The sequence below is a fragment of the Gemmatimonadota bacterium genome (assembly GCA_021295815.1).
Taxonomy (GTDB): Bacteria; Gemmatimonadota; Gemmatimonadetes; order Longimicrobiales; family Gaopeijiaceae; genus JAGWBQ01.
Genome location: JAGWBQ010000007.1, coordinates 167,923 through 178,060, shown reverse-complemented (window position 1 = coordinate 178,060; position 10,138 = coordinate 167,923). Strand labels below are relative to the sequence as shown.

At 68.1% G+C, this 10,138-nt stretch carries 5 protein-coding genes; 1 reads left to right on the top strand and 4 read right to left on the bottom strand.

What is annotated here, in order from left to right; translation table 11 throughout:
* The first annotated feature begins 147 nt into the window (after window positions 1-147).
* The gene (locus J4G12_04295) at window positions 148-1,632 is read left to right on the top strand and encodes a formimidoylglutamate deiminase (protein MCE2455025.1); all 1,485 of its coding nucleotides are present in this window, start codon (window positions 148-150) and stop codon (window positions 1,630-1,632) included.
* A gap of 37 nt (window positions 1,633-1,669) precedes the next feature.
* On the opposite strand, the gene hutU is transcribed toward J4G12_04295, so the two are convergent.
* The 4 genes from hutU to J4G12_04275 all read right to left on the bottom strand — a co-directional run bounded on the left by hutU (window position 1,670) and on the right by J4G12_04275 (window position 9,953).
* A complete protein-coding gene (gene hutU / locus J4G12_04290) occupies window positions 1,670-3,355 on the bottom strand; it encodes a urocanate hydratase (GenBank protein MCE2455024.1) in 1,686 nt (561 codons plus the stop codon).
* A gap of 72 nt (window positions 3,356-3,427) precedes the next feature.
* Window positions 3,428-5,035, bottom strand: a complete 1,608-nt coding sequence (gene hutH, locus J4G12_04285) for a histidine ammonia-lyase (GenBank protein MCE2455023.1) — start codon at window positions 5,033-5,035, stop codon at window positions 3,428-3,430.
* Window positions 5,032-6,984: a CRTAC1 family protein gene (locus J4G12_04280; GenBank protein MCE2455022.1), complete on the bottom strand. Its 1,953-nt coding sequence runs from the start codon at window positions 6,982-6,984 to the stop codon at window positions 5,032-5,034. The genes hutH and J4G12_04280 overlap by 4 nt, the downstream gene beginning before the upstream one ends.
* On the bottom strand, window positions 6,981-9,953 hold the full coding sequence (locus J4G12_04275) for a tetratricopeptide repeat protein (protein MCE2455021.1): 2,973 nt from the start codon (window positions 9,951-9,953) through the stop codon (window positions 6,981-6,983). Before J4G12_04275 ends, J4G12_04280 begins: the two co-directional genes overlap by 4 nt.
* Window positions 9,954-10,138: the final 185 nt, after the last annotated feature.

Below are 10,138 nucleotides of genomic sequence, written 5' to 3'. Positions count from 1 at the left end.
CCTCCGGCGCGGATGCAGCGGGGCTCGAACGCCGTGGGAGGCTTCGTCCACGGGCTGCCGGGGGCAAGATATGTGAAGAGGGCGGACTAGGCAATCCGAGCGGAAGGGCCAAGGTTGACGAATGGCGGCACGCCCCGAGATTACGGGATGACGGCCACCGCTCCTATTCGCCGGCCACCGGCTCCCGCTTCCGACAGAAGGCGCCTTCGGTTCGAGCGTCTCCTGATCGACGGTGATTGGGCGGATGACGTCCGAGTCGGGATCACGGCTTCGGGCGAAATCGACGCCATCGAACCGGAGAGCGCCGACACCTCCGTGCAGCAGGTCCGGGGTCGGACGGTGCCCGGTGCCGTCAACCTGCACAGCCACGCCTTCCAGCGCGCTCTCGCCGGAACGGCGGAGTCCGCCGGGCCCGAGTTCTGGGGCTGGCGTCGCGCCATGTACCGCCTCGCCGATCGCCTCACGCCGGAACTCGCGGGCGCGGTGGCTCTCCAACTCTACCTGGAACTGCTCAAATCGGGCTTCACCTGCGTGGGGGAGTTCCACTACCTCCACCACCAGTCCGGTGGCGAGCCCTACGAAGATCCGGCGGAGATGAGCGGAAGGGTCGTCGATGCCGCGGAAGCGGCGGGCATCGGACTCGTGCACATGCCGGCGGTCTACGAGACCGGCGGCTTCGACGACGAACCTCTGGCCGGCGCTCAACTGCGCTTCCGGCTCGGACTCGAAGAAGCGATGGAGATCGCGGCTTCCCTTCCGAGGGGGCCGAACCTCTCGACCGGTCTGGCGCTCCACAGCCTCCGCGCCGTGCACCCGTCGACTCTGACGGCTCTGGAGCAGCTGCACGCCCCCGACGCGGCCTCGGGTGCGGGAACCTTCCCCGTCCACATCCACGTCGCCGAACCCGAGCGAGAGGTCGAGGAGTGCCTGGCGAAGAGGGGAGCGCGTCCGGTGGAATGGCTCCTCGCCAACGCGCCCGTCGATGGCGGCTGGTGTCTGATCCACGCGACCCACCTCTCGCCGGCGGAGGCTGCGGAGACAGCCGGCCGGGAAGCGGTCGTCGGTCTCTGCCCCACGACCGAAGCCAACCTGGGCGACGGCGTCTTTCCGCTGACGCTGTTCTCGAGACTGGGCGGCCGATTTGGAATCGGCACCGACAGTCACGTCTCGCGGAGTCCGGCCGAGGAGCTTCGCACCTTGGAATACGGCAGAAGGCTGACCACGAAGTCGCGAACCTGGGCTGGTTCCCCGCCGGTCCGTGGTTCCAGGCGGGGAGATCGTTCGGACGGTTCCGCGGGTGAGCGCGACGCCTTCCGGTCAGCCTTGGCCGGTCCCGGCGGACGGCTCCTGCACCACGCGTGGAAGGACGGCTGCCGGGCGCTCGGATGGAACGGCGGCGAAGTGGCCGTGGGCCGCAGGGCCGATCTGGTGGTGCTGGACGCAGGTCACCCGGTCTTGGTCGAAAGAGATGGAAGCGCCGTGCTGGATTCGTGGATATTCTCCGGCCCGGAGAACCCGGTCCGCCACGTGATGGTCGGTGGCGAATGGGTTGTGAAAGACGGACGCCACGCCCTCGACGAGGAGGCTTGCCTTGCCTACGCCCGGGCGGTGAAGACCCTGTCGGAAAGCTGAAGTCGGCAGGTCCGGTTCGGGTCGCCCTCCACCCCGCTCACCCCCCCATCGGAATCGCAAGCCCGTGTCTGCGCGCTGTCTCGACGGCGTCCTCGTAACCGGCGTCGGCGTGCCGCACCACGCCGAGACCGGGATCGTTGGTCAGTACGCGCTCGATGCGGTCGCGCATGGCGGGCGTGCCGTCAGCCACCAGCACCTGACCGGCATGGAGAGAGTCTCCCATCCCCACGCCGCCGCCGTGATGGAACGAGACCCAGCTCGCTCCCGAGGCGGTGTTGAGCAGCGCGTTGAGGATGGGCCAGTCGGCCACCGCGTCCGATCCGTCCAGCATCGACTCGGTTTCACGAAACGGGGAGGCTACGGAACCCGTGTCGAGGTGATCGCGTCCGATCACCACTGGCGCCGAGATCTCGCCGCTCGCCACCAAGTCGTTGAGCGCGACCCCGAAACGGGCGCGTTCGCCCTGCCCCAGCCAGCAGATGCGGGCGGGCAGCCCCTGAAAGGCCACGCGCTCGCGAGCGAGGCGTATCCAGCGGCAGAGGTGTCGGTCCTGGGGGAACATTCCTAAGACGAGTTCGTCGGTGCGGCGAATGTCGGACGGATCGCCCGAAAGAGCCGCCCAGCGGAAAGGTCCCTTCCCGTCGCAGAACAGAGGGCGCACGTACGCGGGTACGAAGCCCGGGTAGCTGAAGGCGTCCTCGAACCCGGCCTCGCGGGCGTAACCCCGGAGGTTGTTGCCGTAATCGACCGCCACCGCCCCCTTCTCCATCATCCCCACGATCGCCTCGCAGTGTACGCGGATCGACGCCAACGACCGCCGTCGGTACTCGCCGGGATCGCTTCCGCGCAGATCGGCCGCGGCTGCCGGCGAGAGGCCTGCGGGCACGTAGCCGTGCAGAGGGTCGTGCGCCGAGGTCTGGTCCGTGACTATGTCGGGAATCGCGCCGCGGCGGAGGAGCTCGGGCAGCACCTCGGCACAGTTGCCTTCGAGCCCCACCGAGAGGGCCTCGCGGGCTGCGGTCGCCTCCGTCACCAACTCGAGAGCTTCTTCGAGGTCGGCGGTCGAGCGGTCGCAGTAGCGGGTTTCGATCCTGCGTCGGATGCGGGCGCCGTCCACCTCCACCACGAGCGCAGCGGCACCGTTCATGGTCGCCGCGAGCGGCTGGGCCCCTCCCATGCCTCCCAGTCCGCCAGTCAGGATCCACCGCCCGGCCAGCGAGCCGCCGAAGTGCGTTCGCGCCATCGCGCCGAAGGTCTCGTAGGTGCCCTGGAGGATGCCCTGGGTGCCGATGTAGATCCACGAACCCGCCGTCATCTGGCCGTACATCGTAAGACCGCGTCGCTCGAGTTCGTCGAAATGCTCCCAGGTCGCCCAACGTCCCACGAGATTGGAGTTGGCGATCAGCACCCGGGGCGCGCCCGGCGCGGTCCGGAAGACGCCGACCGGTTTCCCCGACTGGACCAGGAGCGTCTCGTCGTTCTCCAGATTCGTCAGGCATTTGACGATCGCGTCGAAGGACGCCCAGTCGCGGGCGGCCCGTCCCCTGCCTCCGTAGACGACGAGCTCGTCCGGATTCTCGGCGACCTCCGGGTCGAGGTTGTTCATCAGCATCCGCAGCGCGGCTTCCTGGGTCCACCCCTTGCAGCGGATCTTCGCACCTCCAGGCGCCCGAATCGGGTGTCGGCCCGCAGATCGCCTCTCGAGGTCTTCGGTTCCCGTCATCTCGTGGTCGGCCGTCCCGCCCATGGCTACCGCCCTCCATTCGGTTCGTGGAATCGATGCCGTATTTTTTCGTCAATCCTCATGGCCGTCGCCCTGCCCCGACGGCTCGAGCAGGGCGTCCGAGGCCAGCTCGCCCGCAGCCACTATCTCGATCACGGCGTCGAGATCTTCGGACAGGGGGCGGTCGTCCCGATACGGACCTATCCGGCCCCGTATCCGAGCGAAGGCCCGCTCGACCCCCCTTCCCGCCTTCAGCGGTCGTTGAAATTCGATGGCTTGCGTCGCGCAAAGCACCTCGGCGGCCAGAACGACTTCGAGCAGGTGGACGCTGCGGCGGATCTTGCGCGCGGCCGCCATGCCCATCGATACGTGATCCTCCTGCGCGGCGCTCGTCGAAACGGAATCGACGCTTGCGGGAGCGGCCAGGACCCGCATCTCGGAGAGCGCGTCGGCCGCGGCGATCTGCGCCACCATCATCCCCGAACATATGCCCGGATCGTACGCCAGGAATGCCGGCAGCCCGGAGAGGTCGGGGTTGAGCAGACGCTCGATCCGGCGTTCCGAGATCGAAGCCAGGTCCGCGGCCGCTATCGCGACGAGATCGAGACACTGGGCGACGATTTGCGCATGGAAGTTGCCGCCGCTCACCACCTCGCCTTCCTCCGCGAAGACGAGCGGGTTGTCCGTCGTCGAGTTGGCCTCGGTGGCGAGGATCCGTTCGGCGTAGTCGTACGCTTCGCGGGCCGCTCCGTGGACCTGGGGCATGCAGCGGAGCGAGTAGGCGTCCTGGACCCTGGCATCACCGGCGCGGTGCGACTCGCGGATCTCGGAATCGACGAGCAGAGCCCGCAGACGACGGGCGGAGGTGATCTGGCCGGGATGAGGTCTGGCGGCGTGGATCCGGCTACGGAACGGGCTGGGCGTGCCCCTGAGCCCTTCGAGCGACATGGCTCCGGCGACGTCGGCGGTGTCGAGGGCCCGACCGAAGCGGGCGACCGCGAGTATGCCGATGCCCGTGGTCGCCTGAGTCCCGTTCACCAGTGCGAGTCCCTCCTTTTCGACGAGATCGAGCGGTTCCAGACCAGCTGCGCGCATCGCTGCGCGGGACGGTTCGATCCGGTCCCCCGCTTCCGTCCGTTCCGCAGTCTCCACGCTTCCCTCTCCGATCAGCGCCAGAGCCATATGCGCGAGCGGAGCCAGGTCGCCGCTCGCGCCCACCGAGCCCACCTCGGGGATCACGGGATGGATCCGGTTGTTGAGCAGGTCGAGGATACGTTCGACCACCGCGAGCCTGCATCCGGATTCGCCGCGGGCCAGCGCGTTGGCCCTCAGGAGCAGCATGGCCCGCACCTGGGCCGTCGGCAGGGGCGTTCCGGTCCCGGCCGCGTGGCTGCGCACCAGGTTGACCTGCAGGATCCGCTGTCTCTCTCGGGGAATGCGTACGTTCGCGAGGCGTCCGAAGCCGGTGCTCACGCCGTAGATGGGTTCCTCCCGGTCGAGCATCCGTTCGAGCGCGGCCCGCGAGGCCTTCACGCTGAGAGCGGCCTCGGCGGCGAGCGTAACCGGCGCTCCTGCGCGGGCGACCGCCTCCACCTGGCTGGGAGTGAGGGTGCGTCCGTCCACAACCACCGCCCGGGGCTCTCTCGACCCGGCCCCGCCGCCCTCCGCGCCAACCTTCACGGCACCGAGACGCCCGGTGGGGCGGCGGCGTTGCCAAGCGGTCCGCGCACTTCTCTCGGCGAGCCTGCCCTGGGGGGCTGAGTCACGTCGATCTCCGAGCCCGCCCTCACTTCCCGAAGCACGGTGACCGCTCGCTCTCCTTCCCGTCCGTACTGCGGCCAGATCACCACCACGCTGTCGGCGAACTCGCCGGCCCCGAGCCCGAAGAGCGCAGGATTCGGGCGTGAGTGCGAGAGGTACGACGTGCGGGCGGCAACGTACCTGCGCTGGATCCTTCCGCCGGCATGGACCTCGAGCAGCGTCCCCAGGGCGTCGAGGTTCGGGTGGAGCCCGCGCAGACGAAGGGAGATCCGGTTGCCGCTCGGTGAATCGTTGCGCAGAACCCGGGGGCGTCCGCCGTTCGCGGTGAAGACCACGTCAAGGTCCCCGTCTCGGTCGAGATCGTTGGCCACCAGGCCTCTGGCGACCATCGGGGCGGCGAAGTCGGGCCCCAAAGTCGAACCGATCTCGGCGAACACGCCCTTCCCGTCGCCTAGGAAGAGCTGCGGCGACTGCTCGAAGCTCTGACCCCGGCGCACGGCCGCCACGGTCGGTTCGATGTGGCCGTTCGCAACCAGCAGATCGAGGTCGGCGTCGAGGTCGAGATCGGCGAAGAGCACGCCGAAGGTCAGCGGGATCAGGCTGGCCCTCGTCAGGCGAGCCCGGCCGGCCCGGTCCTGGTAGAGGCCGTCGCCGATCCGGGTGAATAGCGAGAGAGGTTCCTCTGCGAAATTGCCGATCACGATCGCCCAGCGGCCCCTGCCCCCGATCTCGGCCACGTCGATCCCCATGCCGGCTCGCGCCCGGCCGATCTCGTCGTAGGCGACCCCGGCCCGCACCGCGATGTCGGTGAAGGTCCCTCGGTCGTTCATGTAGAGGAAGTTGCGCTGGGTGTCGTTGGCGACGAAGATATCCGGCCATCCGTCCTCGTCGGGATCGGCGATCGCCACACCCAGACTCTTGCCTTCCGGGTTCCGGACACCGGTCCGGGCGGTCACATCGGCGAAGGTGCCGTCGCCTCGGTTGCGGTAGAGTCGGCAAGTGTCGCCGGCGTACTGCTCCGGGGTCGAATAGGACTTGTTCACTCCGTCGATGGTCGTGTAGATGTCGGTCTCGGGCGTCCACCGGACATAGCCGCACTGGAAGAGGTCGATCCACCCGTCGAGGTCGTAATCGAGCCAGGCCGCGGCGGTCGACCACGAACGACCGTCTTCGGCGCTTCCCGCAACTCCCGCCTCCCGGGCTCGCTCGGTAAAGACACCATCGTCGTTGCGGAGGAGGAGGTTCGGGCCGATCGCGGTTACGTAGATATCGGGGTCGCCGTCGGCGTCGTAGTCCGCCACCGTCGCGCCCATGCCGTAGACGGATATCTGAAGTCCCGCTGCCGCGGTCACGTCCTCCCACGTCCACTCGGGGGAGGTCGTCCCCGGTTCGGCAGCCCCGCCGGGTCCGGTCGTCCCGGCGGATCCCGGCGTACGGTCGGTCGCGCCGATCCGGTTCCGATAGAGGCGCATGGTGGGTGGGGGCCCGCCCGTTTCCCGTCCCGGCCAGTCGGCCGAGTTTACGAAGAGCAGATCCGGGGCCGCGTCGGCGTCGTAGTCGAGGACCGCCACGCCGGAACCGACCGTTTCGGGCATGAGCTTGTCGCCGTAGGCGCCCGTGTAGTGGACGAAATCGATGCCGCTCTCGACCGTCACGTCGGTGAACACCGGCATTGACGCCGCGTCGACCCGGGACCGTTCGGCGTAGGGCGGGCGCACGTAGCCTCGGGCGTCTTCACCGGCCTCGTCGGCTCCGCATCCGAACGCGACGAGGGTCAGCGTGAGGGGAAGGGCCCTCGACGGCGGGCGCGCCACCGTTGAACGCCCGATCCGGCGGCAGTCCCGCACCGGGCGGCGGAGGCGGTTCATCTCCGCCTCACCGCGAGCTCATGGGTCCGAATCGCCTGCGCCATGTTGTTGCTCCCCCGGTCGCGAGACCTGAAAGCGGTGGTGATTTCAAGCGCCGATTCGTCGATGGCGTAGCGTTCGTAGGCGGCCTGAGCAAGCGTCGCCTCCGCCTCTCGACCCAAGGCCCGCAGGGAGAGCATGCGGTGGTAGTGCGCGACCCGGTCCTCCGGATCGATCGCGAGCACCTCATCGAAAGCTTCCAGGGCTTCTTCGAACTCTCCACCCAGGTAGAGCGAACGGCCCAGCTCCCGCCAGCTCGCACGGTCTCGAGGGAAGTCCTCGATCACCCTGCGGTAGGCTGCCGCGGCACCTACGTACTCGCCGTCCTCCTGGAGGGCGCCGCCCCACACCCACGCCACGCGGGCATTGCCGGGGTCGAGCTCCTCGGCCCTTTCCAGCGCGTCGTAGGCGGCTTCGAGTTCGCCGGCCGCGAGAGCGGAGCGCGCCAGGTTCGTCGCCCCGTCCACACGGTCGGGCGCGAGCCTTTCCACCTCGGAGAAGATCGTCGAAGCCCTGCGGGTGTCGCCTTCGAGTAGGAGAGCGATTCCGTAGTCGTTGAATCGCTCCCAAGGAGCTGCGGAACCAGGGAGCCCGACGGCCCCGGTGCCGGGAGTCGTCCGCGCATCGACCGTCTCCGCCCGCGCACCCTCCCCCGTGACGGCGAATCGGACGGTATCCGCTGCGATCTCGGTGACCGGCAGTTCAGGGGGAAACGGTCGATCGACGAATCCCGACGGGTTGGCGGCATGGGCGAACTCGGTGAAGTCACGGTCGAACTTGCGCCAAAGGAGCCTGACGGTGACCAGCACGTCCGTGCCGACGAGCTCCTCCGGCACGGTCAGGCGGTAGTGGGCCAAGCGGGCGCTTCCGGGTCCGACGAGATTCGAGTAGACGACGGCGCGGATGTCCTGCGGATTACGACGAGAGATGCGCTCGCCCAGCGAGTCCACCGCGACGATACGGAAGAAGTGGGCGAGCGAGTCCACCCGGCCGTCACCCCTGATCGTTCCGCTCTCCGCCAGGCGGGTGCCGGTCGAGTCGGCGACGACCACCTCCAGCCACGCCTCGTTGGAGTCGTTCGTGCCCCCTGGGAAGGTATGGCCGACTCCCAGATTGCGCACCACGACCTCCAGAGTCGCCGTCGACCCCGCCGGCAGCTCGGCCGATGAGCCCAGTCCGAGCGAGACGCCCTCCGCATCCTCCTCCCCCCGGCGAACCCCGAAGAGATCGACCCGCATCTTACCGGTCCTCAGGTATTTCTCGGTCAGACGCAGCATCGCCGTGTCGCCGCGGACGAAGGGAAGCGCTGTGTTGGCCGCCAGGAAGCGGTGAGACCTGACCATGCCGTCCCGATCAGCCGCACGGTCTCCGAGCGAAGCGGGCTCGGGAGGCATGTGGCAGTCGCGGCAACCGCGCACCGACCCCGGCAGATAAAAGGTTCGGGCCGCATTGCCGGCCACACCGCTGTCGTGCCAGGCGTCGAACTCGTTCTGACCACGCAGCCAGCGGTACTCGTTCACCGGCTCGTCCAGGCTCACCTTGTGACAGCTTGCGCAGAACTCGGCCTCCCTGAAGAAGGGCTTCAGCAACGCCCGCCGGTGCGGGGCCGGGCGAGCCTTGAGGGTCCAGTCGTGGAGCTGGCGGAGCGCGCTTCCAGGAGGGGATTTCGAGAAGAGGTAGGGCGATTCCATCTCGGCCAGCTGGTAGTTGCCGTTGCCGGTCAGGTCCTTGACCGAATGGACGGTGTGGCATGCCAGACATGTGAGGCCGGCCTGGGCTTCGACCGAACCTCGGTCGATTTCCGCGTCCATCATCCCGGTGAAGAGAAGAGCCGGGTCGTGGCAGCTCGCGCACCACCTGCTCTTGACGACGCCCGCCTTCAACTCTTCCTTTCCCGCCACTTCGAGATGTCTCGCGATCCAGGGGTTCGTTCTTTCGGAACTTCTGAGCTCGTCGATGCTCGCGACGTAGAAAGGGTTGTTGAAAGATGAGAAGCGATGAGCCGAGGCCGCCCACTGAGCGGACACGTCGGGATGGCAGGTCACGCACGCGCCCGCGCCGATAATCGACCGCGCGAAGCCCTGCTCCTCCACTTCGCGTCGGACGGTCTCCACGTCCGGTCCCCATCCCGAGGCCGTGAGGAAGCCCCGGGCGAGCAAGGAGCCCGAGGCGACGCTTGCAGGCGAAGGGAAGAAGTCACTGTCCACCGACGGGAGCGCCGGGATAGGTGGTCCCCCGGTACCGGGTCCGGGCTGCACCCCTCTCGCGGGCTCGGGCGGCGATCCGCCGGATCGAGGGTTCGGTTCGGTCGCCGGTTCCGCAAGGACCGAAGACGCCGGGCTCGCGTTCGTTCCTCCTGAAAGGCCGTGGACGAGAAAGCCGACCAGGGCGATTCCCGCCGAGCTGGCCGCGAAACGTACCGCGAACGACCCGCTGAACTTCACCGTGCCGGCAGCTCGGTGCATGAGATAGGCGGCGATCAGCGCCCCGGCTCCCAGTACGTGTACCCACCACGCCCAGGCGTTCGCCCGGCTCGCCGCTTCCGTGAGGATGAAGAGTCCGCTTGCCACCACCAGGACGGCCAAGGTCACCGCGAGGGCGCCGCTCAGCGCCACGTTTCGACGCAGTCGTCTCCAAACCCTAGGCAGATGAGCCACGACGAAGACCAGTGTCAAAGCGGCCAGCGCAAACCCGACCCCGGTATGTCCCAGCAACATCACCTGGTAGATCGTGGGCAGGTGCTCTTCGCCGAGAGCGAAAGGCGCGAGATCGGCCCAATCGGCGATTCGCACCAGCGTGAGGTAGAGCGAATTCGCGACCATGAAGGCGGTGACCCCGAGAACGACCGCCAACCAAATCCTCAGCCACCCCGAGAGCAGAGAGGGCCGGCTCCGCTCTCTATCTTCCTCTGCCGTTCTTCCGGGTGTCATGTCGTCTCATTGAAGTATCTTTAACCCTGCGGAAAGAGTCGCCGCTCGGCGGCCCGGTTCCAAGATAACCCAACCACCCGAAAATGCCCTCCAATTCAAGCAGATCCAGCCGCTGCGGAAACCTACGGCGTTCCACCCGACCCGAAGCCGTCCGGAATCGGATCCGGGACCTGTTCTCGACAGGT